The 24,517-nt window shown below is 73.3% G+C and carries 24 protein-coding genes and 1 pseudogene; 18 read left to right on the top strand and 7 right to left on the bottom strand.

Annotated features, from left to right (window positions below):
* Window positions 1-106 precede the first annotated feature (106 nt).
* Genes ACGFYH_RS18480 through ACGFYH_RS18470 form a run of 3 tightly spaced genes read right to left on the bottom strand, consistent with a single transcriptional unit; the run spans window position 107 to window position 1,833 of the window.
* Window positions 107-754, bottom strand: coding sequence for a ThuA domain-containing protein (locus ACGFYH_RS18480; RefSeq protein ID WP_393804182.1), 648 nt, complete (start codon window positions 752-754; stop codon window positions 107-109).
* A 22-nt stretch (window positions 755-776) separates the two neighbouring features.
* On the bottom strand, window positions 777-1,454 hold the full coding sequence (locus ACGFYH_RS18475; RefSeq protein WP_393804181.1) for a hypothetical protein: 678 nt from the start codon (window positions 1,452-1,454) through the stop codon (window positions 777-779).
* A gap of 43 nt (window positions 1,455-1,497) precedes the next feature.
* A complete protein-coding gene (locus ACGFYH_RS18470; protein ID WP_393804180.1) occupies window positions 1,498-1,833 on the bottom strand; it encodes a hypothetical protein in 336 nt (111 codons plus the stop codon).
* Window positions 1,834-1,994: 161 nt separating this feature from the next.
* On the opposite strand from ACGFYH_RS18470, the gene ACGFYH_RS18465 reads away from it, so the two are divergent.
* A complete protein-coding gene (locus tag ACGFYH_RS18465; RefSeq protein ID WP_393804179.1) occupies window positions 1,995-2,414 on the top strand; it encodes a VOC family protein in 420 nt (139 codons plus the stop codon).
* On the opposite strand, the gene ACGFYH_RS18460 is transcribed toward ACGFYH_RS18465, so the two are convergent.
* From ACGFYH_RS18460 to ACGFYH_RS18445, 4 genes and pseudogenes are all read right to left on the bottom strand, one after another.
* On the bottom strand, window positions 2,394-3,197 hold the full coding sequence (locus tag ACGFYH_RS18460; protein ID WP_393804246.1) for a helix-turn-helix domain-containing protein: 804 nt from the start codon (window positions 3,195-3,197) through the stop codon (window positions 2,394-2,396). The genes ACGFYH_RS18465 and ACGFYH_RS18460 overlap by 21 nt on opposite strands.
* A pseudogene (locus ACGFYH_RS18455) lies at window positions 3,171-3,287 on the bottom strand (AraC family transcriptional regulator); the annotation flags it as partial. The pseudogene ACGFYH_RS18455 and the gene ACGFYH_RS18460, both read right to left, overlap by 27 nt.
* Window positions 3,288-3,372: 85 nt before the next feature.
* The gene (locus tag ACGFYH_RS18450; protein WP_393804178.1) at window positions 3,373-3,660 is read right to left on the bottom strand and encodes a hypothetical protein; all 288 of its coding nucleotides are present in this window, start codon (window positions 3,658-3,660) and stop codon (window positions 3,373-3,375) included.
* A 4-nt stretch (window positions 3,661-3,664) separates the two neighbouring features.
* Window positions 3,665-4,858 carry a YihY/virulence factor BrkB family protein gene (locus tag ACGFYH_RS18445; RefSeq protein ID WP_393804177.1) on the bottom strand — a complete coding sequence of 398 codons (1,194 nt, stop codon included), beginning with the start codon at window positions 4,856-4,858 and terminating at the stop codon, window positions 3,665-3,667.
* A 99-nt stretch (window positions 4,859-4,957) separates the two neighbouring features.
* On the opposite strand from ACGFYH_RS18445, the gene ACGFYH_RS18440 reads away from it, so the two are divergent.
* The 17 genes from ACGFYH_RS18440 (at window position 4,958) to ACGFYH_RS18360 (ending at window position 24,497) form a co-directional block, all read left to right on the top strand.
* Window positions 4,958-6,601 (top strand): acyl-CoA dehydrogenase family protein, encoded by a 1,644-nt coding sequence (locus tag ACGFYH_RS18440; protein ID WP_393804176.1) that lies wholly within the window; start codon window positions 4,958-4,960, stop codon window positions 6,599-6,601.
* Between the two features lie 237 nt (window positions 6,602-6,838).
* Complete coding sequence (locus ACGFYH_RS18435) at window positions 6,839-8,134, top strand: GAF domain-containing protein (protein WP_393804175.1); 1,296 nt, start codon at window positions 6,839-6,841, stop codon at window positions 8,132-8,134.
* Window positions 8,135-8,702: 568 nt separating this feature from the next.
* Window positions 8,703-10,016, top strand: a complete 1,314-nt coding sequence (locus tag ACGFYH_RS18430; RefSeq protein WP_393804174.1) for a hypothetical protein — start codon at window positions 8,703-8,705, stop codon at window positions 10,014-10,016.
* Window positions 10,017-10,092: 76 nt separating this feature from the next.
* Window positions 10,093-10,665 carry a GNAT family N-acetyltransferase gene (locus tag ACGFYH_RS18425; protein WP_393804173.1) on the top strand — a complete coding sequence of 191 codons (573 nt, stop codon included), beginning with the start codon at window positions 10,093-10,095 and terminating at the stop codon, window positions 10,663-10,665.
* A gap of 137 nt (window positions 10,666-10,802) precedes the next feature.
* Window positions 10,803-10,886, top strand: coding sequence for a putative leader peptide (locus ACGFYH_RS18420; RefSeq protein ID WP_309475039.1), 84 nt, complete (start codon window positions 10,803-10,805; stop codon window positions 10,884-10,886).
* A 191-nt stretch (window positions 10,887-11,077) separates the two neighbouring features.
* Window positions 11,078-12,775 carry a sulfite reductase SirA gene (gene sirA, locus ACGFYH_RS18415; RefSeq protein WP_393804172.1) on the top strand — a complete coding sequence of 566 codons (1,698 nt, stop codon included), beginning with the start codon at window positions 11,078-11,080 and terminating at the stop codon, window positions 12,773-12,775.
* Window positions 12,772-12,951: a hypothetical protein gene (locus ACGFYH_RS18410; protein ID WP_369180374.1), complete on the top strand. Its 180-nt coding sequence runs from the start codon at window positions 12,772-12,774 to the stop codon at window positions 12,949-12,951. The genes sirA and ACGFYH_RS18410 overlap by 4 nt, the downstream gene beginning before the upstream one ends.
* Window positions 12,948-13,658: a phosphoadenylyl-sulfate reductase gene (locus ACGFYH_RS18405; RefSeq protein ID WP_393804171.1), complete on the top strand. Its 711-nt coding sequence runs from the start codon at window positions 12,948-12,950 to the stop codon at window positions 13,656-13,658. Before ACGFYH_RS18410 ends, ACGFYH_RS18405 begins: the two co-directional genes overlap by 4 nt.
* A gap of 1 nt (window position 13,659) precedes the next feature.
* Window positions 13,660-14,235 (top strand): adenylyl-sulfate kinase, encoded by a 576-nt coding sequence (gene cysC / locus ACGFYH_RS18400; RefSeq protein ID WP_393804170.1) that lies wholly within the window; start codon window positions 13,660-13,662, stop codon window positions 14,233-14,235.
* Window positions 14,232-15,179, top strand: coding sequence for a sulfate adenylyltransferase subunit CysD (cysD, locus tag ACGFYH_RS18395; protein ID WP_393804169.1), 948 nt, complete (start codon window positions 14,232-14,234; stop codon window positions 15,177-15,179). The genes cysC and cysD overlap by 4 nt, the downstream gene beginning before the upstream one ends.
* A 2-nt stretch (window positions 15,180-15,181) precedes the next feature.
* Window positions 15,182-16,600, top strand: a complete 1,419-nt coding sequence (locus tag ACGFYH_RS18390; protein WP_393804168.1) for a sulfate adenylyltransferase subunit 1 — start codon at window positions 15,182-15,184, stop codon at window positions 16,598-16,600.
* 266 nt (window positions 16,601-16,866) lie between these two features.
* Window positions 16,867-17,970, top strand: a complete 1,104-nt coding sequence (locus ACGFYH_RS18385; protein ID WP_393804167.1) for an aliphatic sulfonate ABC transporter substrate-binding protein — start codon at window positions 16,867-16,869, stop codon at window positions 17,968-17,970.
* Between the two features lie 36 nt (window positions 17,971-18,006).
* Complete coding sequence (locus ACGFYH_RS18380; protein ID WP_393804166.1) at window positions 18,007-18,801, top strand: ABC transporter ATP-binding protein; 795 nt, start codon at window positions 18,007-18,009, stop codon at window positions 18,799-18,801.
* Complete coding sequence (locus ACGFYH_RS18375) at window positions 18,788-19,699, top strand: ABC transporter permease (RefSeq protein WP_393804165.1); 912 nt, start codon at window positions 18,788-18,790, stop codon at window positions 19,697-19,699. Before ACGFYH_RS18380 ends, ACGFYH_RS18375 begins: the two co-directional genes overlap by 14 nt.
* Before the next feature lie 8 nt (window positions 19,700-19,707).
* Entirely contained in the window at window positions 19,708-20,445 is a 738-nt protein-coding gene (locus tag ACGFYH_RS18370) for a sirohydrochlorin chelatase (protein WP_393804164.1), read from the top strand.
* Between the two features lie 431 nt (window positions 20,446-20,876).
* On the top strand, window positions 20,877-23,147 hold the full coding sequence (locus ACGFYH_RS18365; protein WP_393804163.1) for an MMPL family transporter: 2,271 nt from the start codon (window positions 20,877-20,879) through the stop codon (window positions 23,145-23,147).
* 483 nt (window positions 23,148-23,630) lie between these two features.
* Complete coding sequence (locus ACGFYH_RS18360) at window positions 23,631-24,497, top strand: phosphotransferase enzyme family protein (RefSeq protein WP_393804162.1); 867 nt, start codon at window positions 23,631-23,633, stop codon at window positions 24,495-24,497.
* Window positions 24,498-24,517 lie beyond the last annotated feature (20 nt).

The following is a 24,517-nucleotide window of genomic DNA, read 5'->3' as shown; positions in this document are numbered from 1 at the left end:
GGGGCAGCCGGGCGCGGGGCAGCCGGGCGCGGGGCAGCCGGGCGCGGAGCCGCCGCCAGGCGGGCGCGCGTCCCGCGCAGGCGGGCCCGCGGCTGGCGTCGGGTGCCTAGGCCGTGCCGGCCGCCCAGTCGATGCCGCCGCGCAGATGGGCGCGGAAGACGGGGTCGGTGTAGGCGTCGGAGGCATGGCCGAGGGCCGTGTAGAAGACGCGGCCCGCGCCTTGTCGGCGGCACCAGACCAGCGGGTGGTCCTCGCCCATGCCGCCGCCCTCGTACGACGTCTCGTCCGCGCGGGCGAGGACGCGGACCGCGCCGCGGGGGTTGGTGCGGAAGTCGTACCACTCGTCCGTGAACTCCCAGACGGGCGGCAGGTTCCGGGTCGCCGGATGGTCGCGGTCCTCGACGACGACCCGGCCGGGCTGAAGGGCGGGGTGCCTCTCGAAGCGGGCGCCGAGCAGTTCGCCGTAGTACGGCCAGTCGTACTCGGTGCAGGCCGCCGCGTGCACCCCCGCGACCCCGCCTCCTCCCTCGACGTACGCGGCGAGCCGGGCGCGCCCGGCCGGGGTGAGCACCTCGCCGCTGGTGGAGAGCAGGACGACGGCGGCGTACGGCTCGAGCGGGCGTTCCAGGACCGCCGGGTCCTCGGTGTGGTCGGCCTCGTACGGCCCCAGTGTCCGTACGGCGGCCACGGCGTCCGGGATGGAGTCGTGGCGGTAGGCGGTGGTGCGGGTGTAGAGAAGCAGTCGGGGTGCCATTCCGGCCACCCTACCGACCGGGTCAGCCGCCCGCGTCCACGTGGTTGTCGGGTGCCCCGTCGCCGGACGTGGGCAGGTCGCCGCGCTCGACCGGCACGGTGGGCGCGGGTTCGGCGGAGGGCAGGAGGCGGGTGGCCTCGGCGGCGTCGGGGCGGTGCGTGGCGAGGGCGGCCGCGCGCAGGACGTCGCGCGGTACGGCGTCCGTGCCGGCGGAGACGCGCACGACGTGGCCCTCCCGGGGCAGGGCGTACTCGTGGCGTCCGGCGCCCGTGCGGTACCAGGCGTCGCCGTCGCGCTCGCAGGCGGTGCGCTCGCCGGGCATGGCGCCGACCGGCTGCCCGGAGCAGGTGCCGGCCGTCATCGTGCCCCGGTCGACGGCGAGACGCAGGAGCGCGTGGGACTCGCCGGAGACCCAGGTGGCGGAGAAGCCGTCGTCGCCGAGGACGCCGACGGACTGCCGGGCCAGGGTGAAACCGGGGGCCTCGGTGACGTAGACCAGCTCGGGGGCCACGCCCATCGCCTGGGCGCGGGCTTCGAGTCCGCCCGTGTCGGTGTCGGTGTCGGTGTCGGGGGCCGCGGCCGGCGCGGCCGTCGAGGGGGAGGCCACCGGGCGCCCGGCGTCCGCCTTCTCGGAGCCGCAGGCGGTGAGCAGCAGCGGGGCCAGCAGGAACACCGGCAGGACGCGCGCGTGACGAATCATGCGGCCATCCTGCCGTACGGGTGTTCCACAGAAGGAATCTCGCTCAGCCCTGGGGGTGGTGTGCCGCGGCGTCCCTCGTCAGCTGGACGGCCTGGACGAGGCCCAGCCCGGGCGCCGCCTCGCGCAGGGCCTTGACCGCCTGGACGGAGTCGGCGGGGCCCTGGTGGCCGGCCGCCGCCAGGCGTTCGTGGACCCAGCGGGCGCGCAGTTCGGCGTCGGTGACCGCGGCGGCCCGTTCGACCAGGGCGGCAGCGCGCTCCAGTCCGGGCCGCTGCTCGGGTGTCGCCTCCGCGAGCGCCTGACGGAGGCCGTGGGCGATGACGTCCGCGTCACGCAGGACGAGGACGTTGAGTTCCGGTTGTCTGCCGCGTCCGAACATGGGCTCATCGTCGGCGCTGGGCTCCTGTGTTTCAAGGGACTTGAGGGGCTTCTGAGGCAGGAGTGCCCCCAGCGTCCGTGTCGGGCGTCCGTGTCGGGCGTCCGCGTCAGGCGTCCGTTTTCTTCAAGACCGGGTCCGCGCGTCCTGCCTACGGTGGCTCCATGACCGCACGATTCGACGCCATCGGCCTCATCGTCTCCGACATGGCCGCCTCCGTGGACTTCTACCGGCGGCTCGGCTTCGCGTTCCCCACGGGGTCCGAGGGGCAGCCGCACGCGGAGGCCGAGCTGCCGGGCGGGATCCGGCTGCTGCTGGACACCGAGGAGTCCATCCGTTCCTTCACCCCCGGGTGGCGGCCGCCGGCCGGTGGCGGGCGGCATTCGCTCGCCCTGCTGTGCGACACACCCGCCGAGGTGGACGCCTTCTACGCGGAGCTGACCGGCGCCGGCAGCCCGGGTGAGCGCGTGCCGTGGGACGCGCCCTGGGGGCAGCGGTACGCGGTGCTGGCCGACCCCGACGGCCACGGCGTCGATCTCTTCGCGCCGCTGGCCGCGCGGGACCTAGCTGTTCCGTCCGAGTAGCTCGCCGGGCGTCGCGCCCGTCAACTCGCGTACGTCCCGCGTCAGATGGGCCTGGTCCGCGAACCCGGCCCGGACGGCCGTCTCGGCGAGGGGCATGCCGGTGCGGGCCAGGGCGAGGGCGCGTTGCAGCCGCAGTACGCGGGCCAGCGTCTTGGGGCCGTACCCGAAGGCCGCCAGTGAACGGCGGTGCAGCCGACGGGCTCCGATGCCGAGTTCGTCGGCGGTGGCGGCGACCGGGCGCCCCGCGTCGAGGGCGGCCACCACCCGGCGCAGCAGCGGGTCGGGGGGCTCGGTGCCGGCGGCCCGGGACAGCGCGGCCTCCTCCAGACCGGTCGCCGGATCGGGGGCCGCGTTCACCCGTGCGGCCAGCCGCCGCGCGCGGGTGGCGGGCCAGAGGTCGGTGAGTTCGACGCGCCGGTCGCGCAGCGCGTGGGCGGGCACGCCCAGGAGGGCCGGCGCGGTGCCGGGGTAGAAGCGGACGCCGGCCCAGCGGCCGGGGGCGCCGTCGGTGACGTACGCACGGGTGTCGGGGCCCGCGACCAGCAGCCGGCCGTCGTACCAGAGCAGGTCCATGCACCCGTCGGGCAGGACGCGCCCCGGGCCGGGCTCCGTCGGGGTGTGGGTCCACACCACCGCGCCGGCCAGCCGGGACGCCCGTTGCGCGTACACGCGTGCCAGGTTACGCCGGAGTTGGGGCCGGTACTCCTGCGGGCTGACGCCGTACGCCCGTTCGAATGCGGGGGACAGGGCGAACGGGCTGCCGTAGCCGACCCGGCGGGCGATCGCGCCGAGGGTGTCCCTGGTGTCGCGCGGCCGGTCGGCGGCCAGGGCGAGGCGCCGGCCGGTGAGGTGCCCCGTCGGGGGTCCGCCCACCAGGTCGGTGAAGCGCCGGGCGAGCGCGGCGCGGGAGACCCCGGTCCCGGCGGCGAGAGACGCGACCGTCCAGGGGTGGGCCGGGTCACCCACCAGGGGTGGGCCGGGTCGCCCAGAGGTGGGCCGGGTCGTCCTGGAGCAGCCGCGGCGCCCGGCCCACGACCGGGTCGCCCAGGGCCCGGTACCAGGCGGGCGCCTGGGCGGGCGGCCCGGCGAACCGGGCCCGCGGCGCGGCGATGACCTGCGGGTCGAGGAGCCGGTCCAGGACGGCCTCCCGGCCCGGCTCGTCCCGCGTGGCCTCCGTCGTCGGCAGGGGCGTCAGGGGGTTGTCCCACACGTCGGAGGTGAGGGACGGGCCGACGAGTACGTCCACGGCGCTAGGACGCCTCCGGCTTGTCGTGGTCGTCGCCGTGGGCGTGGTGGGAGTTGTGGGTGTGGTTGACGTTGGTGCTGTGGTTCTGGTTGGCGGGCGGCGGGTTCTTCACGTGGGTGCGCAGGCGGGCCGTGATGTCCTCGGGGGGCAGGAAGCGGGACCAGCGTTCCGGGAACTCGGACGGCATGTCGGGGTCGCTGTCGCCGTTCGCGGAGGTGCGGGCCACGTACTCGGCGACCTGGGCCTGGCGCAGCCGCTCGTTGGCCTCGCGGGCCGCCGCGGTCGCGGCGGCCGGCCACACCCGGTCGATGGCCGCGTTGACCGCGGCCCCGACGAGCACCGCGAACGCGGACACGCCGATCCACAGCAGCACCGCGACGGGCGCGGCCAGCGAGCCGTAGATGGTGGGCCCCTCGACGGTGCCGGTGAGGTAGATGCGCAGCAGGAAGCTGCCCAGCACCCACATGGCTAGGGCGACCAGCGCGCCGGGGACGTCCTCGATCCACGGCGAGCGCACGGGTACGGACACGTGGTACAGCGTGGTCAGGAACGCCACCGACAGGATGATCACGACCGGCCAGTACAGCACCTGTACGACCGTCGTCGACCAGGGCACCACCTCCACCACGGCGTCCGGTCCGGCCACCATCAGCGGCAGCGCGATCGAGCCGATCAGCAGGGCCACGATGAAGAGCAGGAAGGCCATCAGGCGGGTCCTGACGATGCCCCGGACGCCGTCGAGGCCGTACATCACGGTGATGGTGTCGATGAAGACGTTCACCGCGCGGGAGCCCGACCACAGGGCGAACAGGAAGCCGATGGAGATGACGTCGGGCCGGCCGCCCTTGGTCACGTCGTCCAGGATCGGCTCGGTGATCTCCTTGACGCCCCGCTCGGAGAGCACCGCGCGGGAGGCGTCCAGGATGTTGTTGCGCAGGCTCGCGGTGGTGTCGGCGCCGATCCAGGCGTCGACGTAACCGACGAGTCCGAGGATGCTCAGCAGCAGGGGCGGCACCGAGAGCAGGGTGAAGAACGCCGCCTCGGCGGCCAGGCCGAGGATGCGGTACTCCATGCACGAGTTGACCGTGTCCTTGAGCAGCAGCCAGGCGGTCCTGCGTTTGGAGACGTTCCGGTACAGAACCCGGGCACGGTGGAGCCGGCCCGAGGGCCGTTCGGGGTAGTCGCTTGCTGGCTGCACGCCCTAAAGGTATCCGCCGCCGGGGGTGACACTCATCCGCGGACGCTCCCGACGCCGTCCGGGCCCGTCGGGGTCCCGCGGCACGGTAGGTTCACGACCATGGCAGGCAGTACCCACACCGTGACGAATCAGGCGCCGCCGCTGACCGGCTACGACGTCTTCACCGCCGACCGGGCCCTGACGGAGGCCGTCGGGCGGCATCTGGCTGCGGAGCTGCGCGAGGAGGCGCTCGCCGAGCTGTCCGGGATCGGCCGCGGCTGCGGGTCCCTCCAGACCCAGGACTGGGGCGCGCAGGCCAACGACAACCCGCCGGTCCTGCGCACCCACGACCGCTACGGCCACCGCGCCGACGAGGTCGACTTCCACCCGGCCTGGCACCGGCTCCTCGGCAAGGGCGTCTCGGCGGGTCTGACCGATGCCTGGTCCCGGCCGGGCGGACACGTACGGCGCGCGGCGGGATTCCTCATGTGGACCCAGGTGGAGGCGGGCAACTGCTGTCCGCTGTCGATGACCCACGCGGCGGTGCCGGCCCTGCGCGCCGACCCGGAGCTGGCCGCCGAGTGGGAGCCGAGGCTGACCTCCCGGGTGTACGACCGGGAGCTGCGGCCCGCCCACCTGAAGGCCGGGGCGCTGTTCGGGATGGGCATGACGGAGAAGCAGGGCGGCAGCGACGTACGGGCGAACACCACGTCGGCGCGGCCGCTGGCCGGGAACGGCGCGTACGAGCTGACCGGGCACAAGTGGTTCTGCTCGGCGCCGATGTCGGACGGGTTCCTGGTGCTGGCGCGGGCGCCGGCAGGGCTGACCTGCTTCCTGGTGCCGCGCGTGCTGGCGGACGGCACCCGCAACGTGTTCCTGATCCAGCGGCTCAAGGACAAGCTGGGCAACCGGTCCAACGCCTCCGCCGAGGTCGAGTTCGCCGGGACCTGGGCGCGGCGGGTCGGTGAGGAGGGGCGCGGGGTGCCCACGATCATCGGCATGGTGGCGGCGACCCGGCTCGACTGCGTGCTGGGCTCGGCGGGTCTGATGCGGCAGGCGGTGGCTCAGGCGGTGCACCACTGCTCGTACCGCGAGACGTTCGGCGGGAAGCTGATCGACAAGCCCTTGATGCGCAACGTCCTCGCGGATCTCGCGCTGGAGTCCGAGGCCGCCACCACGCTCGGACTGCGGCTGGCGGCGGCCTACGACGCCGCCGACGACGGCGACGAGCGGGAGCGGGCACTGCTGCGGCTGGCGGTGCCTGCGGCCAAGTACTGGGTGACCAAGCGGTGCGCGCCGGTGGCGGTGGAGGCGGCCGAGTGCCTGGGCGGCAACGGGTACGTCGAGGAGTCCGGCCTGCCCCGGCTGGTGCGCGAGTCGCCGTTGAACTCGATCTGGGAGGGCGCCGGGAACGTGCAGGCGCTGGACGTGCTGCGGGCGCTGGGGCGGGAGCCTGCGGCGCTGGACGCCTGTCTGACGGAGGTGGGCCTGGCCCGCGGGGCCGATCACCGGCTGGACGCGGCGATCCGGGGCCTGCTGACGGAACTGTCCGACCTGGGGGCCGCCGAGGGGCGGGCGCGGCGGCTGGTGGAGCGGCTGGCGCTGGTGCTCCAGGGTGCGCTGCTGGTGCGGTACGCGCCGCCGGAGGTGGCCGACGCGTTCTGCGCCTCGCGGCTGGGCGGCGACGGGGGCGCGGCCTTCGGCACGCTTCCGCCCACGCTGGATCTGGCGTCGGTGGTGGAGCGGGCCCGGCCGGTGGCCTGATCCAGGCGCGTGGCGGGGGTGGTGCCGCGCCGACACGGCACCACCCCCGCCATACGGGCCCGTTCAGGCCGTACGCCGCTCGGGACGGCGCGGTTCAAGTTTGGGCACCCGCACGGCCGTCCACCAGGGTTGCAGGGGGTTGCAACTTGCGGTCGGCTGTGTGCGGACCGTGCCCTCGCGGCGCGGGCAACCGGTCACTATAAGACGAACATCCGGCTTCCGGAAGGACGAGATCCCGTGGCGCTCTCGCCGATGATCGTGACGCAGTTCGCCGCCGTCGACGTGGCGCGTGCGGCCCGGATGCTGAGCGAGGTCCGCTCCGCGAGACTCTCCGGCGGGCGGGCTCCGGTGGCCCCGCGTCCGGTGATCGAGCAGTCCTGGGACCGGATGCTGCGCGGCGGCGTCGATCCGGAGCACGACTTCCGCTCCGGGCTGCTGCCCCCGGAGGAGGTGCGTCGGCGGCGCGAGTCCTCGGAGCTGCGGCACGTCCTGCCGGTGCTGCGGGAGGCGCTGCTGTCGGTCGCGGACGTGGCCCACCACATCATGGTGGTCGCCGACGAGGACGGCCGGGTGCTGTGGCGGGAGGGCAGCGCGCGGGTGCTGCGCCGGGCCGACGGGCTCGGGTTCGAGGTGGGGGCGGACTGGCGGGAGGAGGTGGTCGGCACCAACGGCGTGGGGACTCCGGCGGTCACGCGGCGTCCCGTCCAGGTCTTCGCCTCCGAGCACTTCGTACGGTCCCAGGCGACCTGGACCTGCGCCGGGGCGCCGATCACCGACCCGCGCAGCGGCCGGCTGCTCGGTGTGGTCGACGTCAGCGGACCGCTGGAGACGATGCACCCGGCGACGCTGGCGTGGGTCGACTCGGTGGCCAAGCTGGCCGAGGCCCGGCTGCGGGAGCTGCACGTGCAGTCGCTGGAGCGGTTGCGGGCGGTGGCCGCGCCGGTGCTGGCCCGGCTGGAGGGGCGGGCGCTGGTGGCTGACCGGGACGGCTGGACGGCGGCGGTGACGGGGATGCCGTACCTGGAGCGGGTGGTGCTGCCCAAGTCGCCGGAGGCGGGGGCGCGGTGGCTGCCGGTCCTCGGGGCGTGCACCGTGGAGCCCCTGGCCGAGGGCTGGCTGGTGCGGGCCGCGGCGGGGCCGGTGCCGGTGCCGCGGGGCGCCACCCGGATCGTGCTGGACCTCGGGCAGCCGCGCCGATGGTCGGTACGGGTACTGGGGGGCGCGGAGGACTGGGTGCGGGAACTGAGTCCGCGGCACGCGGAGTTGCTGTACCTGCTGGCGGTGCACCGGGACGGTCGCAGCGCGTCCGGGCTGGCCGAGGACATGTTCGGCGACCCGGCCCGCACGGTGACCGTCCGGGCCGAGATGTCGCGGGTACGGAGGTATCTCGGGGCCTACCTGGAACACCGGCCGTATCGTTTCTGCGAGGTCGCGGAGGTCGAGGTCCTCCTTCCGCCCGACCCCCGCGACCTCCTCCCCCACTCGACGGCACCGGCGGTGGCGGAGGGCCGGGCGTCCCTACGGATGCCGTGACGGCGGAGGACGCCGTACCGGGGTCGCGCACCATCGGACGGCCCCGCACGATCGGGCAGCCCCGTACCGGCGCAGGGTCCCGCGCCGGCAGGTGAACCTGTACCAACGGACAGCCCCCAACCAGCGGAGGGTCCTGTTCCGCTGGGCGGTCCTATCCCGCCGGACGGCCCCGCACCGCCGGACGGCCCCGCACCGGCGGCGGTGCCCGCCGTCGACCGGCAACGCGGTAGCGGTCCGGCCCGCCGCCCCCCGCCCCGTCAGATCCCGTGCTCACAACGGACGTTCGCCCACACTCACGCCACGGCGCGTCCCGGCGCGCCACGGCGCGCCACGGCGCGTCCCGGCTCTGGCCCCGGGACTCGTCCCGCACGTCCCGGCGGAAGCCGCTCCCCGCCGGGCGGCCGGGACGCCCCGGATGGCCGTAAAGGCGGGTTGATTTCGCATATTTGCATCGTCCGCGTCCGCCGACCCGCCCTCCTGCCGTAGCATCCTCTACGGACCGCCCCATCCGCTCCTCGGTCAACGCGACCACCGTCGAGCGCAGTTGGCCGTTGTCCGTGGAGGTTGTATGAAGCAGCGCGGCAGACACCGCCGACGCAGACGGGGCAGGGCGCTGCGCGCGGCCCTGACCGGCGCGGCTCTCGCGCTGACCGGCGCGGCCACGCTGATCAGCGCCTCGCAGGCCACGGTCGCCGACGACCCCGGCGCCCTCAAGCCCCTCACCTCCGCCGCCGGGACCGACGCGCTGCGGCTCACCGAACACCGCGTGCCCCGGCCCTGGCTCGACCGGCTCTCCGCCGCGATGGGCGAGCCGGTGGGCGTCGACACCGTGCTCGACTCCGCCGACCACAGGCTGCGCGAGTCCTCCGACTGCACGGCCGGGGAGCGCGAGTCGCTGCCGGTCTCCCCCGCCGCCACACGCGCCTACTGCTGGGACGACGCCGACACCGAGGGCTGGCGCCCCGGCGCGGTCACCACCTCGGGAGACGCCGACGAGGACGGCCGCTGGGGCACTCACCGCGTCATCCTCTCGGCCTGGTCCCGCGACGACGGCATGCCCCAGGGCGGCCTGGCCAGGGTCTCCTTCGTCGACGCCGACGACCCCGCCGACCTCGGCTACACCTCGGCGCTCCTCGCCGTCCCGGTGGACGGCGGCCACGACTACCGGGGGCTCGCCTCCCCCGTCACCGGCATGGTCTGGTACCAGGACAAGCTGCTGGTCACCACCGCCGCCGGAGACAGCGACGCGCTGTACGTGTACGACGTGGAGCGGGTCCAGCGCGTCACCACCGCGGCGAACGCCGTCGGACGGGTGCCCGGCGGCTGGGCCGCGGACGGCTACGGGTACGTGCTGCCCGCGGTCGCCTCCTACCGGCTTTCCGACACCGAAGGCGCGGCCCGCCCCGGCGCGATCTCCCTGGACCGCGGCACGGCCCCGGACAGCCTGGTGGCGAGCGAACGGGTGGCCGCGGACGGCGACCGGCCCACCCGGCTGTGGCGCTACGCGCTGCGCACCGCCACGGACCCCGAGCGCACCGGACTGCCGGTCACGGACTCCGGCGGGCACGTGAACGCGGTGGAGGCGTACGAGACCGGGGCGGCCGAGATCGGGGGCCTGCTGTCGCACCGGCCGGCCGGCGCGGCACGCTCCGAGTGGTACCTGGGACGCGCGGCCGGCGGGCAGGACGGGCGCGGGACCCTGTGGCGCCAGAACACGGAGGGCGCCCGGGCCACGGAGTGCGGGTCGGACCGGTCGCAGCGGTGCTGGAGCGGCCGGGCGGGCTCCCTGTCGTACTGGGCGCGGACCGGTGAGGTGTGGTCCCAGTCGGGCCGGATGCTGTTCGCGGTGCCGCTGACCTCGATCGAGGACGCCCTGGACTGACCCCGCACCGGGCCCCCGGACGCACCGGAGCGACCGGGATCGACAGATTCACGGACCGGATGATTCCCTGACCGGCATGACCAACATCGCCGTGACCACGTGGTCCCTGGAGCAGACGGCGCCCACCGATCTGCTGCCGGCCGCCGCGCCGGAGGGGGACGTGCGGATCGTCCGTGCCGAGGTGCCCTCCCCCGAGTTCAGCCGCTTCCTCTACGCCTCGGTCGGCGGCGACATCCGCTGGACGGACCGGCTCGGCTGGAGTCACGCACGGTGGCGGGAGCACCTGGAGCGGCCGGGCGTGGAGACCTGGGTCGCCCACGACCGCGGCACGCCCGCCGGGTACGTGGAGCTGACGCCCGGGGACGCCGGGACCGTGGAGATCGAGTACTTCGGCCTGATCCCGGCCTTCCGCGGCCGGCGCATCGGCGGCCACCTCCTCTCGTACGGCACCGCCCGCGCCTGGGACCTGGCGGAACGCTGGCCGGGGCTGGCCACCACCGAGCGGGTGTGGCTGCACACGTGCAGCAAGGACGGCGAGCACGCCATGGACAACTACCAACGCCGCGGCTTCCGCCTGTTCGACACCAGGGTCGAGGAAGAGACGGACGTGGCCGCTCCGGGACCGTGGCCGGGGGCTTTCCCCGCCTGACCTGCGTCGACACGTCAGTTTTCGGCCGTGTGCGATGCGTGTGACCCACGACACCCTTGTCTCACTCTACGAGACAAGGGTGTCCACATTTTGGATTAAGCTGGACCTGTCACAGATCGCCGTGCCAGGCTTCCGTCATGCCTGGAACTGGAATTGCCTTGGTGAGTCGGCGGCACGTCGACCTCGGCCGCATGTCCAGCGCCATCTGTCCGGGCCGCTGAGAGCGCCCTCCAGCACCTCCGGTTCCCCGCCTTCACCTCGCTCCCCGCGCAACGACGCGCACGCGTGCCTCACGTATGCCGAGCGCCATGTGCGCAGGTCAGAGCCGCCCGCCCGCCACCCGGCCGCCGTCCCTCACCGACGGGCCGCGCGCCGACCCCGACCGATGCCGCCCCGAAGGACGTGTCACACCATGACCGCCACCCCACCCGAGCCCGCTGCCGCGACCCCCCGCCGCAAGGTGAGCCGTCACCGCGGCGAGGGCCAGTGGGCGGCCGGCCACTTCACCCCGCTGAACGGGAACGAGCAGACCAAGAAGGACGACGACGGTCTCAACGTACGGACACGTATTGAGACGATCTACTCCAAGCGCGGCTTCGACTCGATCGATCCCGGCGACCTGCGCGGCCGCATGCGCTGGTGGGGTCTGTACACCCAGCGCCGCCAGGGCATCGACGGTGGCAAGACGGCCGTACTGGAGCCGGAGGAGCTGGACGACCGCTACTTCATGCTCCGTGTCCGCATCGACGGCGGCGCGCTGACCACGGCTCAGCTGCGCGTCATCGGTGAGATCTCGCAGGAGTTCGCGCGCGGCACGGCCGACATCACCGACCGGCAGAACGTGCAGTACCACTGGATCCGGATCGAGGACGTCCCGGAAATCTGGAACCGCCTGGAGGGCGTCGGCCTGTCCACGGTGACCGCCTGCGGCGACACACCCCGCGTGATGATCGGCTCCCCGGTGGCGGGCATCGCCGAGGACGAGATCATCGACGGCACACCGGCGCTGGAGGAGATGAAGCGCCGGGTTCTGAACAACCCGGCGTACTCGAACCTCCCCCGCAAGTTCAAGACGGCGATCTCCGGGTCGCCGGTGCTCGACGTGGTGCACGAGATCAACGACGTGGCCTTCGTCGGCGTCGAGCACCCCGAGCACGGACCGGGCTTCGACCTGTGGGTCGGCGGCGGCCTGTCCACCAACCCCAAGCTGGGGGTACGCCTGGGCGCGTGGGTGCCCATCGAGGACGTACCGGACGTCTACGAGGGCGTCATCTCCATCTTCCGCGACTACGGCTACCGGCGGCTGCGCAACCGCGCCCGCCTGAAGTTCCTGGTCGCCGACTGGGGATGGGAGAAGTTCCGCCAGGTGCTGGAGGACGAGTACCTGAAGCGGAAGCTGACCGACGGGCCGGCGCCCGCGGAACCCACCAGCCGCTGGCGCGACCACATCGGTGTGCACCGGCAGCGGGACGGCCGCTACTACGTCGGCTTCGCGCCGCGCGTGGGCCGCGTCGACGGCACGATCCTGACCAAGGTCGCCGACCTGGCCGAGGCGCACGGCTCGGGCCGGGTCCGCACCACGGTCGAGCAGAAGATGATCGTCCTCGACGTCAAGGAGGCGCGGGTGGAGTCCCTGGTGGAGTCCCTGGAGGCGCTCGACCTCACCGCCCGCCCCTCCACCTTCCGGCGCGGCACCATGGCCTGCACCGGCATCGAGTTCTGCAAGCTCGCCATCGTGGAGACCAAGGCGCGCGGCGCCTCGCTCATCGACGAGCTGGAGCGCCGCCTCCCGGACTTCGACGAGCCGCTCAGCATCAACCTCAACGGCTGCCCGAACGCCTGCGCCCGCATCCAGACCGCGGACATCGGCCTCAAGGGCCAGCTGATGCTCGACGGGCGGGGTGAGCAGGTCGAGGGGTACCAGGTGCACCTGGGCGGCGCCCTCGGCCTGGAGCCCGCCTTCGGCCGCAAGGTGCGCGGTCTCAAGGTCACCGCCCAGGAGCTGCCTGACTACGTGGAGCGCGTCCTCAGGCGCTTCCAGGCCGAGCGCGAGGACGGCGAACGCTTCGCCGCCTGGGCGGCCCGCGCCTCGGAGGAGGCTCTGTCGTGAGCGAGCGCGCCGCCCCCTTCTACTGCCCCTACTGCGGCGACGAGGACCTGCGTCCGGGTGAGCAGGGCCACGGTGCCTGGGAATGCGGGGCGTGCAACCGCGCATTCCAGCTGAAGTTCCTCGGACTGCTCGCCCGGGGCCTTCAGCCCGACTCCACGGGAGGAGAACCGATATGACCGCGGTTCGGGAAGAGCGTACGACCGAGGACCTCAAGGCGCTCGCCGAGCGGGCAGGCCGTGAGCTGGAGGACGCCTCCGCGCTGGAGATCCTCCAGTGGGCGGCCGACACCTTCGGCGGCCGCTTCTGCGTGACCTCCTCCATGGAGGACGCGGTCGTCGCCCACCTCGCCTCCCGCGCCCTGCCGGGCGTGGACGTGGTGTTCCTCGACACCGGCTACCACTTCCCGGAGACGATCGGCACCCGGGACGCGGTCGAGGCCGTCATGGACGTGAACGTCATCACGCTCACCCCACGCCGGACGGTCGCCGAGCAGGACGCCGAGTACGGCCCGAGGCTGCACGACCGCGACCCGGACCTGTGCTGCGCGCTGCGCAAGGTGAAGCCGCTGGAGGAGGGGCTGAAGGGCTACCGGGCCTGGGCGACCGGGCTGCGCCGCGACGAGTCGGAGACCCGGGCGAACACACCGGTCGTCGGCTGGGACGAGAAGCGGGGCAAGGTGAAGGTCTCCCCCATCGCCAAGTGGTCACAGGAAGACGTGCACACGTACGTCACCGAGCACGGCGTTCTCACCAACCCGCTGCTGATGGACGGCTACGCCTCCGTGGGCTGCGCGCCCTGCACCCGTCGGGTGCTGGAGGGCGAGGACGCCCGCGCCGGACGCTGGGCGGGCCGCTCCAAGACCGAGTGCGGACTGCACGGCTGACATGACCACCACCGGACCATCGAGATCCAGGGAGAACCACGTGACGACCGGAGCCACCGTCTGGCTCACGGGGCTGCCCAGCGCCGGCAAGACCACCATCGCCCGCGAGCTGGCCGACCGCCTCCGCGGGGAGGGCAGGCGCGTCGAGCTGCTCGACGGCGACGAGATCCGCGAGTTCCTCTCGGCCGGCCTCGGCTTCGACCGCGCGGACCGGCACACCAACGTGCAGCGCATCGGCTTCGTCGCCGAGCTGCTCGCCCGCAACGGCGTCACGGCGCTGGTCCCGGTGATCGCCCCGTACGCGGACAGCCGGGACGCGGTGCGCGAGCGCCACGAGGCGAACGGCACGGCGTACGTGGAGGTGCACGTGGCCACCCCCGTCGAGGTGTGCTCGGCGCGCGACGTGAAGGGTCTGTACGCCAAGCAGGCCGCGGGTGAGCTGACGGGGCTCACCGGGGTGGACGACCCGTACGAGGAGCCCGTCAAGCCCGACCTGCGCATCGAGTCGCAGGACCAGACCGTCCAGGAGTCCGCCGCGGCGGTCCACGCCCTGCTCACCGAAAGGGGACTGGCATGACGACGTCCGTGACGTCCGCGGCCGCGGCGGAGGAGGGTACGGGCAGCCCGTACGCCCTCTCCCACCTCGACGCCCTCGAGTCCGAGGCGGTGCACATCTTCCGCGAGGTGGCGGGCGAGTTCGAGCGGCCGGTGATCCTCTTCTCCGGCGGCAAGGACTCGATCCTGATGCTGCATCTGGCGCTGAAGGCGTTCGCCCCGGCGGCCGTGCCGTTCTCCCTGCTGCACGTGGACACCGGGCACAACTTCCCCGAGGTCCTCGACTACCGCGACCGCACGGTCGAGCGGCACGGGCTGCGCCTGCACGTCGCCTCCGTGCAGGACTACATCGACCGGGGTGTGCTCAAGGAGCGGGCGGACGGCACCCGCAACCCGCTGCAGACGCTGCCGCTGACCGAGAGGATCCAGGCGGAGAAGTTCGACGCCGTCTTCGGCGGCGGGCGCAGGGACGAGGAGAAGGCCCGCGCCAAGGAGCGGGTGTTCTCGCTGCGGGACGAGTTCTCCCAGTGGGACCCGCGCCGCCAGCGACCCGAGCTGTGGAACCTCTACAACGGCCGGCACGCCCCCGGCGAGCACGTCCGCGTCTTCCCGCTCTCCAACTGGACCGAGCTGGACGTGTGGCAGTACATCGCCCGCGAGGGCATCGAGCTGCCGGCGATCTACTACGCCCACGAGCGCGAGGTCTTCGGGCGCGGCGGCATGTGGCTGACCGCCGGTGGATGGGGCGGTCCGAAGAACGGCGAGACGGTGGAGAAGCGGCGGGTCCGCTACCGCACCGTCGGCGACATGTCCTGCACCGGTGCCGTCGACTCGGACGCGGACAGCATCGAGAAGGTCATCGCCGAGATCGCCGTCTCCCGCCTCACCGAGCGCGGCGCGACGCGTGCCGACGACAAGATGTCCGAGGCCGCGATGGAAGACCGCAAGCGCGAGGGGTACTTCTAACCATGACCAGCACCACCGAACCCATCGAGCCCACCGAGCCCGTCCAGCCCACCGAGCCCGTCGAGCCCGTCCAGCCCGTCGAGCCCGTCGAACCGTTGTCGGTCTGGCAGTTGTCGGAGACGACCCTGCTGCGGTTCGCCACCGCCGGCTCGGTCGACGACGGCAAGTCCACTCTGGTCGGCCGCCTCCTGCACGACTCCAAGTCGGTCCTCACCGACCAGTTGGAGGCCGTCGAGCGGGTCTCCGCGAGCCGCGGCCAGGAGGCCCCGGACCTCGCGCTGCTCACCGACGGCCTGCGGGCCGAGCGCGAGCAGGGCATCACCATCGACGTGGCCTACCGCTACTTCGCCACCCCGCGCCGCCGGTTCATCCTGGCGGACACGCCGGGCCACGTGCAGTACACGCGGAACATGGTCACCGGCGCCTCCACGGCCGAGCTGACGGTGATCCTGGTCGACGCCCGCAACGGCGTCGTCGAGCAGACCCGCCGGCACGCCGCGATCGCCGCCCTGCTGCGGGTACCGCACGTCGTGCTCGCCGTCAACAAGATGGACCTGGTCGACTACAGGGAGCCCGTGTTCGCGTCCATCGCCGAGGAGTTCACGGCGTACGCCACCGAGCTGGGCGTCCCGGAGGTCACCGCGATCCCGATCTCGGCGCTCGCCGGGGACAACGTGGTCGAGGCGTCGGCGGTCATGGACTGGTACGGCGGCCCGACCGTGCTGGAGCACCTGGAGACCGTCCCGGTCAGCCACGACCTGGCGCACTGCCACGCCCGGCTGCCCGTGCAGTACGTGATCCGCCCGCGCACCGCCGAACACCCCGACTACCGCGGATACGCGGGGCAGATCGCCGCCGGGACGTTCCGCGTCGGCGACGAGGTCACCGTGCTGCCCTCGGGCCGCACGTCGAAGGTGTCCGGCATCGACCTGCTCGGCGAGCCGGTCGAGGCCGCCTGGACGCCGCAGTCGGTGACGCTGCTGCTGGAGGACGACATCGACGTCTCCCGCGGCGACCTGATCGTGCCCGGCAAGGACGCGCCGGCCACCAGCCAGGACGTCGAGGCCACCGTCTGCCATGTCGCCGACGCGCCACTCACGGTGGGCCACCGGGTACTGCTCAAGCACGGCACCCGCACGGTCAAGGCGATCGTCAAGGACATCCCGGCCCGGCTCACGCTGGACGACCTGTCCCTGCACCCGCACCCCGGCCGGCTCGTCGCCAACGACATCGGCCGCGTGAAGATCCGCACCGCCGAGCCGCTGCCCGCCGACTCCTACGCCGACTCGCGCCGCACGGGTTCGTTCATCCTGATCGACCCGAGCGACGGCACCACGCTCACGGCCGGGATGGTCGGCGAGTCCTTCGCCGCGCCGGAGCCGGTCAAGAACGCCGCCGACGACGACGCGTGGGACTTCTGAACATGGACTCCCCCGACTTCTGCGCCGCGTTCGCCAAGAAGGGCGGACGCGCCGGCAGCGGTGCCCTCGGCAGGGGGTCCCCCCGTACGGAGTTCGGGGGAGGACAGGGCGGAGTGGCGCGATGTGCGCGCTGACGTACGCGCACCGCTCGCGCGCCCACGCCCCGCACCCGCACAGCCGAAGACCTGCCGACCCCCCGGCCACGACCTGACCTCTCGGACCCACCGAAAGGCGTGCGAGCCGGACCAACGAGAGGAACACCTCCCGTGCCTGCCACCACCGCCCTGCGCCGTACGCTGGCGGTCCTGACCGCCCTTCCGCTCCTGACCCTGGCCGCCTGCGGGTACGGCTCCCAGGCGAGGGACGACGACACCGTCAAGGTGGCGGAGGGCGCCGAGAAGACCGACGGTCTCGAGTCCCTGCGGATCGGCTACTTGGGCAACGTCACCCATGCCACGGCGCTGGTCGGCAACCAGAAGGGCTTCTTCCAGAAGGCGCTGGGCGGCACCGAGGCCAAGTACGCGGCCTTCAACGCGGGCCCCTCCGAGATCGAGGCGCTGAACTCCGGCTCCATCGACATCGCCTGGATCGGACCCTCCCCGGCGATCAACGGCTACGCCAAGTCGGACGGCGAGAACCTCCGGATCATCGGCGGTTCGGCCTCCGGCGGAGTGAAGCTCGTGGTGAACCCGGACCGGATCGAGTCCCTGAAGGACGTCAAGGGCAAGCGCATCGCCACTCCGCAGCTGGGCAACACACAGGACGTGGCGTTCCTCAACTGGGCCGCCGAGCAGGGCTGGAAGGTCGACGCGCAGAGCGGCAAGGGCGACGTCACGGTCGTACGCAGCGACAACAAGGTCATCCCGGGCGCCTACAAGGCCGGTTCCCTGGACGGCGCCTGGGTGCCCGAGCCGACCGCCTCCCGGCTGGTCGCCGAAGGCGGCAGGGTGCTCCTCGACGAGTCGACGCTGTGGCCGGACGAGAGGTTCGTGATCACGAACATCGTCGTGTCGCAGGAGTTCCTCAAGGAGCACCCGAAGGCGGTGGAGGCGGTGCTCCACGCCTCGGTCGACACCAACGAGTGGATCGGGGCCCACCCTGACGAGGCGAAGGCAGCGGCCAACAGGCAGCTGGAGAAGGACACCGGCAAGGCGCTGCCGGCCGACGTCCTGGACCCGGCGTGGGAGTCGATCGAACCGACCGACGACCCGCTGGCCGCCACCCTCGGCGCCCAGGCGGAGCACGCCGTGCGGGCGGGCCTGCTGGAGCAGCCCGACCTGACCGGCATCTACGACCTCACCCTGCTCAACAAGGTCCTCAAGGCCAAGGGCGAGCCCGCGGTCGACGACGCCGGACTCGGCGTTCAGTAAGCCCGGACCCCGACCGTCCCCCAGGAGGTGACGACCATGGCCACGACCACGACCCTCGCCAAGGCCGCCGACGGCACCGAGCCGGCCACGCACGCCGCCCGGATCGAGCACGTCTCGAAGTCCTTCGCGGGCCCCTTCGGGCAGCAGCTCGTGCTGGACGACATCACCCTCGATGTGGCGCCCGGCGAGTTCGTCACCCTCCTGGGGGCCTCCGGCTGCGGCAAGTCCACGCTGCTCAACCTGGTGGCGGGCCTGGACAGCCCCAGCGCCGGCGCCATCACCACGGACGGGCGGCCGGCCCTGATGTTCCAGGAGCACGCCCTGTTCCCGTGGCTGACCGCCGGCAAGAACATCGAACTCGCCCTCAGACTGCGGGGCGTGCCCAAGGCCGAGCGCCGGGACAAGGCGGAGGAACTGCTGGAACTCGTCCGGCTGAAGGGCGCGTACGGCAAGCGGGTGCACGAGCTGTCGGGCGGTATGCGCCAGCGCGTGGCGATGGCGCGTGCCCTCGCGCAGGAGAGCAGGCTGCTGCTGATGGACGAGCCGTTCGCGGCGCTGGACGCCATCACCCGGGACGTGCTGCACGACGAGCTGACCCGGATCTGGCGCGAGACGAAGCTGTCCGTCCTGTTCGTGACGCACAACGTGCGCGAAGCCGTGCGGCTGGCCGAGCGCGTGGTGCTGCTGTCCTCCCGTCCCGGACGCGTGGCGCGCCAGTGGACGGTCGGCATCCCGCAGCCGCGCCGTATCGAGGACACCGCCGTGGCGGAGCTGTCCGTCGAGATCACCGAAGAACTGCGTGGGGAGATCCGCCGACATGGCCAGCACTGACACGACGCGTCCCGCCGGGGGCGCGGGCGCGAAGGACGGCGGCGATCTCGCCGGTCTGGAGGCGGGCCTTGACGCACTGGAGTCGGTGCAGCGGGGCCGCACGCCGCTGCGGCAGACCCTCGTCGAGAAGTTCCTGCCGCCCGCCGTCGCGGTCCTGCTGGTGCTGGCGGTGTGGCAGGCCCTCGTCTCCTTCGGGATCGTGGACGACCCGACCAGGCTGCCCGCCCCGGCCGACGTGTGGGACGTGGTCCGTCAGGCGTGGCTGCGGGGCGAGCTGCTCGGCTACATCTGGACCAGCGTCTCGCGCGGCCTGCTCGGCTTCTGCTTCGCCCTGCTGATCGGCACCCCGCTGGGGCTCGTGGTGGCGCGGGTGAAGTTCGTGCGCGCGGCCATCGGCCCGATCCTGTCCGGCCTCCAGTCGCTGCCGTCGGTGGCCTGGGTGCCGCCGGCCGTGATCTGGCTGGGCCTGAACAACTCGATGATGTACGCCGTCATCCTGCTCGGCGCGGTGCCCTCCATCGCCAACGGCCTGGTGTCCGGCGTCGACCAGGTGTCCCCGGTCTTCCTGCGCGCGGGCCGCACCCTGGGCGCGACGGGGCTGAAGGGCACCTGGCACATCGTGCTGCCGGCCGCGCTGCCCGGCTATGTGGCGGGACTCAAGCAGGGCTGGGCGTTCTCCTGGCGCTCGCTGATGGCCGCCGAGATCATCGCCTCCTTCCCCGACCTCGGGGTGGGCCTCGGCCAGTTGCTGGAGAACGGCCGCAACGCCAGCGACATGGCCATGGTGTTCGAGGCCATCCTGCTGATCCTGCTCGTCGGCATCGCCATCGACCTGCTCATCTTCAGTCCGCTGGAGCGGTGGGTGCTGCGCAGCCGCGGTCTGCTGGTGAAGGGCTGAGGTACGGGATGTCCACACCGGTACTCCTCGTCATCGCCCACGGCAGCCGCGACCCGCGGCACGCCGCGACCGTGCACGCCCTGGTCCGCCGGGTGCGGGCGCTGCGCCCGGACGTACGGGTGGAGACCGGCTTCCTGGACTTCAACATCCCCTCCGTACAGGGGGTGCTGGAGTCTCTGGAGACCGAGGGCGTTCGGGACGTGGTGGCGCTCCCGCTGCTGCTGACCCGCGCCTTCCACGCCAAGGCGGACATCCCGGCGGTCCTGGCGGCCGCGCCGCCGCGCCTGCGCGTCCGGCAGGCCGATGTGCTCGGTCCCTCGCCGCTGCTGCTGGCGGCGCTGGAGCGGCGCCTGTACGAGGCGGGTCTGACACCCGCCGACAAGTCCTCGACCGGGGTCGTGCTGGCCTCGGCGGGGTCCTCCGACCCGGAGGCGATCGCAGTGATCGCTGAAATCGCGCGGGAGTGGCGGCACACCGGTTGGTGCGCCGTGCGGCCTGCGTTCGCCTCCGCATCCCTTCCGCGCACCGAGGACGCCGTGCGGCGGCTCCGCGACCTGGGCTGTGCGCGCGTCGCCGTGGCCCCGTACGTCCTGGCACCCGGCTTCCTGCCGGACCGCATCGCGCGGGGCGCGGCCGGGGCCGACGTGCTGGCGGACGTCCTGGGCCCCGCACCGGAGGTGGCACGCGTCCTGCTGAAGCGGTACGAGGCGGCGCGGACACCGGCGGCGGTCGCGGTCGGGGCCTGACGCCACGGCGTGCGGCGCCCGGGGCACCGGCCCGGTTGTTCCGGGGCACGAGACGGCCGCCGTGCCCCGTGGGGGCGGGCACGACGGCCGGATCCGCGCTGGGCGGACGTGCGCGCCACTCTCGCCGATGTGGTGTGCGGGTTCAACCACTACGCGCGCCTGTGTCTCAATCACCGCCGTTTCGAAAGGGCCCGGTGCCCCCCGGTCGGCCCCGGTGCGCCCTCGCGCCCTGAGCCGTCACCCCCGGCATCCCCGGTAGATGTAAGGGGCCAGGGTCCTCCTCAGCGGTGAGGGCGGCGGTACGGAGGGATGAGTCCGGCGCCGTCGCGGGTCACCGGAGAGCACGACGCGACGGCCTTACGCGGGCCATACCTTCGTAACGCAAGGTGGCGGCAGGGGGCCGGCACCGCTCACGAGGGGGCAGGCCCGTCATGCGGAACGGAGACGGAAGGGTGCGGGGCATAGCCGCCCGGGCCGGCGGCTGGAGTGCCCGGCACCGGTGGGCCGCCGTCGGGATCTGGGTGCTGTTCGTCGTCCTGGCGACGGGGCTCGGTTCGGCGGCCGGCCGGGTCGACGTCAAGGACAGCGACCAGATGGGCGGCGAGACGCACACCGCCGCCAGGATCGTGGAGGACGCCGGGATCGACGAGCCGGCCGGTGAGTCCGTTCTGGTCCAGGCGAAGGACGACGGTGTCAGGGCCACGGACGCCGAGTTCCGGGCCGCGGTCGACGCGGTCGTCACCGCGGTGGAGGGGACCGGGAAGGTCACGGGCGTGACCTCGCCCTACGACGCGGGGACGATCTCGAAGGACGGCCGCAGCGCGCTGGTGCAGTTCGACATGCGCGGCGAGGCGGACACCGCGGGCGAGCGGGTCGAGCCGGTACTGAAGGCCGTCGAGGGCGTGCAGCGGGAGCACGGGTCGCTGCGGATCGAGGAGATCGGCGGCGCCAGCATGATGAAGACGTTCGACGACGCGTTCGGCGACGACTTCAAGAAGGCCGAGTACTCGGCGGTGCCGGTGGCGCTGGGCATCCTGCTCGTCGCCTTCGGCGCGCTGGTGGCGGCGCTGGTCCCGGTGGCACTGGCGATCACCGCGATCATCGCGACGATGGGCCTGATGGGCCTGGTCAGCCACCTCCAGCCGATGAGCGAGACCGCCAACTCCGTGATGCTCCTCGTCGGTCTGGCCGTCGGCGTCGACTACTGCCTGTTCTATCTGCGCCGTGAGCGCGAGGAGCGCGCCGCCGGCCGGGACGCGCGGACGGCGCTCAGGATCGCCGCCGCCACCAGTGGCCGGGCGATCGTCGTCTCCGGTGTCACGGTGTGCCTGGCGATGGCGGGCATGCTCTTCACCGGTATCGCGGAGTTCGAGGCGATGGGCCTGGCCTCGCTGATGGTGGTCGCGGTCGCCATGGCCGGTTCCGTGACGGTGCTGCCGGCGCTGCTGTCCCTGCTGGGCGAGCGGGTCGAGAAGGGCCGTGTGCCGTTCCTGCGCCGTCGCCGCCCGGGCGGCGACGCCGGGGAGGGCAGCCGGTTCTGGACGGCCGTGCTGAAGCGCGTACTGGCCAGGCCGCTGCTCGCCGCCGTGGTCGCCGTCGGCGCGCTGCTCGCCGTAGCCGCGCCCGCCCTCGGCATGAAGACGCAGAACCTCACGCTGGACCAGGAGTTCGGCGACTCGCTGCCCATCGTGCAGACGTACAACCGGGTCAACGAGGCTTTCCCGGGCGGTTCGGACCCGGCCGAGGTGGTCGTGAAGGCCGACGACATCAACGCGCCCGAGGTGCGGGCCGCGCTCGCCGGCTTCCGCGAGCGGGCGATCAGTTCGGGTGCCTCGCGCGGGCCGGTGGACATCACGATGCACGACGAGCAGAACGTGGCCCTGGTGTACGTCCCGCTGGTCGGCGGCTCGGACCAGGACAAGGCGGGCGAGAGCCTGGACAAGCTGCGTGACGAGGTACGTCCGGCGACGCTGGGCGGGGTCGACGGTGTCGAGGCCCCGATCACCGGTCAGGTGGCCGGCAGCAAGGACTTCAACGACCAGCTCGTCGGGTCGGTCCTGCCGGTCTTCGCGTTCGTCGTGGTCTTCGCCTTCCTGCTGATGCTGCTGTCCTTCCGCTCGCTGACAATCGCGATCACCTCGATCGTGCTCAACCTGCTGTCGGTGGGCGCGGCGTACGGCATCCTGGTCGCCGTCTTCCAGCACGGCTGGGGCGCCTCGCTGGTGGGTGCGGAGGGCGTCGGCGCCATCATCACGTGGCTGCCGCTGTTCCTCTTCGTGATCCTGTTCGGCCTGTCGATGGACTACCACGTGTTCGTGGTCTCCCGGATCCGCGAGGCACGGCTGCGCGGGCGCTCCACCCGGGACGCGATCCAGCACGGCGTGGTCACCACGGCGGGGGTCGTCACCAGCGCCGCGGTCATCATGGTCGCGGTGTTCGCCATCTTCGGCACGCTGTCCATGCAGTCGATGAAGCAGATGGGCGTGGGCCTTGCGGCGGCGGTGCTGATCGACGCGACGATCATCCGTGGTGTCCTGCTGCCGGCCGTGATGTCCCTGCTCGGCGAGCGCAACTGGTACCTGCCGAAGTGGCTGCGCCGGCTGCCCGACCTCACCCACGACGAGGCGCCCGAGGCGATCGCGCCGGCGGTCCGCGGCGGCGGGGGCGAGCGCGGGGGGCGGGGTGAGCGGGTCGGGGTCTGACCGGCCAACGCCGCCGAAGGGCCCGTCGGCCCGAATCAACCAACAGCGTAGTCCGGGGGAACGGACGGGCTCTTCGGCCTCCCGTGCCCGGTGCGTCGTCCGGCACCGGGTGCGGTCGGGCCCGGGCGGCGGCCGGCGCCGCCCCGATGAGGTCGGCGGCACGCCGGGTGCCGCCCTCGCGGGCCGTCCGCCCTCGGATCTCCTTCGGACGCCGGGCCACCTCCGGGTCGTCGACCAGCGGGAACCGGGCGCCGTGGTCCGGCCCGGTCCGTGGACGGCCGGTGCCGGGCGCACGGCCAGCCGGTCTCCTCGACTCCGTCACCGGTGTCACGTGGTCGACCCCTTGGCACGGCCCGTGCGGGCCTGGCCCCGCTCGTGAAGTTACCGGGTCCCGTAAAGGGCCCGCGACACGCTCCCACCTGTGCCAGTGCGACACTGACCGACGGATGGCGGAAGCCGGTACGGACACGGAGGCGCGGGACGATGGACGAGGCACGGGCGCGGGAGGTGCTGGCCGCGGCGGGCGTACTGGCCGGCCCGGCCCGGGAGGCGCGGCTGCTGGCCCTCGGCGAGAACGCGGTGTTCGCCGCCGGCGACCTGGCGGTCAAGGTGGGCCGCGACGCCGAACTGCTGGAGCGGGCACGCCGGGAACTGGCCGTCGCGCTGTGGCTGGAGGAGGCCGGGGTACCGGCGGTGCGGGCGGCGGATCCGACGGCGCGGTTCGTCGACGGGCACCCGGTGACCGTGTGGCGGCGGCTGCCCGACCCGGTGCGGCCCACCGAGCCCCGGGACATGGCCGCGCTGCTGCGGCTCGTCCACGCACTGCCCCTCCCCTCCTCCTTCGAGCTGCCGCCCCGCGAACTGCTGGGTGGTGTGGAACGCTGGCTGCGGCTCGCGGGCGACGTGATCGACCCCGCGGACGCCGCGTATCTGCGCGAGCGCCGGGACGGCTTCGCGTCGGCCGCCGCCGCGCTCGCCCCGCACCTGCCGCCGGGTCCCGTCCACGGGGACGCGCTGCCCCGCAACGTGCACGTCGGTCCCGACGGCCCGGTCCTGATCGACCTGGAGACCTTCTCCGCCGACCTGCGCGAGCACGACCTCGTGGTGCTGGCGCTGAGCCGGGACCGCTACGGGCTGCCCGCCGAGGCCTACGACGCCTTCACCGCGGCCTACGGCTGGGACGTGCGCGAGTGGGACGGCTGCGCCGTGCTGCGCGGTGCCCGGGAGACCGCCAGCTGCGCGTGGGTGGCCCAGCACGCGCCGAGCAACCCGAAGGCGCTGGCCGAGTTCGAGCGCAGGGTGGCCTCGTTGCGGGACGGCGACCCCACGGTGCGGTGGTACCCCTTCTGACCGCGCGTCCCCGCCCGGAG

It is taken from the genome of Streptomyces sp. NPDC048392 (assembly GCF_043200575.1).
In the GTDB taxonomy this organism is placed as follows: Bacteria; Actinomycetota; Actinomycetes; order Streptomycetales; family Streptomycetaceae; genus Streptomyces.
This window is presented reverse-complemented; position numbering and strand designations above follow the sequence as displayed.

Bases quoted from the DNA above. Each gene is read 5' to 3' on its own strand.
- ACGFYH_RS18480 (WP_393804182.1), bottom strand. From the start codon at position 754: ATGGCACCCCGACTGCTTCTCTACACCCGCACCACCGCCTACCGCCAC.
- ACGFYH_RS18475 (WP_393804181.1), bottom strand. From the start codon at position 1,454: ATGATTCGTCACGCGCGCGTCCTGCCGGTGTTCCTGCTGGCCCCGCTG.
- ACGFYH_RS18470 (WP_393804180.1), bottom strand. From the start codon at position 1,833: ATGTTCGGACGCGGCAGACAACCGGAACTCAACGTCCTCGTCCTGCGT.
- ACGFYH_RS18465 (WP_393804179.1), top strand. From the start codon at position 1,995: ATGACCGCACGATTCGACGCCATCGGCCTCATCGTCTCCGACATGGCC.
- ACGFYH_RS18440 (WP_393804176.1), top strand. From the start codon at position 4,958: ATGGCAGGCAGTACCCACACCGTGACGAATCAGGCGCCGCCGCTGACC.
- ACGFYH_RS18430 (WP_393804174.1), top strand. From the start codon at position 8,703: ATGAAGCAGCGCGGCAGACACCGCCGACGCAGACGGGGCAGGGCGCTG.
- ACGFYH_RS18425 (WP_393804173.1), top strand. From the start codon at position 10,093: ATGACCAACATCGCCGTGACCACGTGGTCCCTGGAGCAGACGGCGCCC.
- ACGFYH_RS18420 (WP_309475039.1), top strand. From the start codon at position 10,803: ATGCCTGGAACTGGAATTGCCTTGGTGAGTCGGCGGCACGTCGACCTC.
- sirA (WP_393804172.1), top strand. From the start codon at position 11,078: ATGACCGCCACCCCACCCGAGCCCGCTGCCGCGACCCCCCGCCGCAAG.
- ACGFYH_RS18405 (WP_393804171.1), top strand. From the start codon at position 12,948: ATGACCGCGGTTCGGGAAGAGCGTACGACCGAGGACCTCAAGGCGCTC.
- cysC (WP_393804170.1), top strand. From the start codon at position 13,660: ATGACCACCACCGGACCATCGAGATCCAGGGAGAACCACGTGACGACC.
- cysD (WP_393804169.1), top strand. From the start codon at position 14,232: ATGACGACGTCCGTGACGTCCGCGGCCGCGGCGGAGGAGGGTACGGGC.
- ACGFYH_RS18390 (WP_393804168.1), top strand. From the start codon at position 15,182: ATGACCAGCACCACCGAACCCATCGAGCCCACCGAGCCCGTCCAGCCC.
- ACGFYH_RS18380 (WP_393804166.1), top strand. From the start codon at position 18,007: ATGGCCACGACCACGACCCTCGCCAAGGCCGCCGACGGCACCGAGCCG.
- ACGFYH_RS18375 (WP_393804165.1), top strand. From the start codon at position 18,788: ATGGCCAGCACTGACACGACGCGTCCCGCCGGGGGCGCGGGCGCGAAG.
- ACGFYH_RS18370 (WP_393804164.1), top strand. From the start codon at position 19,708: ATGTCCACACCGGTACTCCTCGTCATCGCCCACGGCAGCCGCGACCCG.
- ACGFYH_RS18365 (WP_393804163.1), top strand. From the start codon at position 20,877: ATGCGGAACGGAGACGGAAGGGTGCGGGGCATAGCCGCCCGGGCCGGC.
- ACGFYH_RS18360 (WP_393804162.1), top strand. From the start codon at position 23,631: ATGGACGAGGCACGGGCGCGGGAGGTGCTGGCCGCGGCGGGCGTACTG.